1 protein-coding gene is annotated in these 589 nt (G+C 71.6%); it reads left to right on the top strand.

Translation table 11 applies throughout. From position 1 onward, the window contains the following. Positions 1 to 66: 66 nt before the first annotated feature. The coding region (locus AQI95_RS44005; RefSeq protein ID WP_159056781.1) for a hypothetical protein at positions 67 to 589 on the top strand (523 nt) is incomplete at its 3' end.

The following is a 589-nucleotide window of genomic DNA, read 5'->3' as shown; positions in this document are numbered from 1 at the left end:
GCCGGAAGGTCGACCAGCCCTTCACCCACGGCATCATCGAGACGGTCCGAGGATCGGGGTACCGCATTGACCCGCACCGCCCCTAGTCGCTCCCTGCGCCTGCGCCTGACCGCGCTGGCCACCCTCGTCATGACCGTCACCGTGGCTTTGGCCACCGCGGTGCTGGTCTTCAGCGTGGTCCACGCCGTCCGCAGCAACGTCACCACCACCCTCAACGCCTACGCCGACAGCGTCTCCCGCTCCAGCACCGACGGAACCTGGCCCCGACCGCTTCCCCCCGCCCCCGGCGGACTCGGAGCCTGGGCCCAGGTGGTCAATCACTCCGGCACCGTCGTCGCCTCCACCGCGAACGTCGCCGGCCAATCGGCCCGCTACACGTTGCCCACCGGCAGCACCACCCCGCATCGCACCGCGGCCGCCGGGCAGGCCGACGAGCGCGTCGTCGCCCAGCGCCACGTCGCCGGACACACACCCGTCGTGATCTACGTCGGCGGCTCCACCGAACTGCTCTCCCTGCTGACCAGCGACATCCAGGGCCACCTGCTCTACGTCCTCCCGCTGGGCCTGGTCGGCGCGGTGGGCGTGTCCT

It is taken from the genome of Streptomyces yokosukanensis (assembly GCF_001514035.1).
Lineage (GTDB): Bacteria > Actinomycetota > Actinomycetes > Streptomycetales > Streptomycetaceae > Streptomyces > Streptomyces yokosukanensis.
This window is presented reverse-complemented; position numbering and strand designations above follow the sequence as displayed.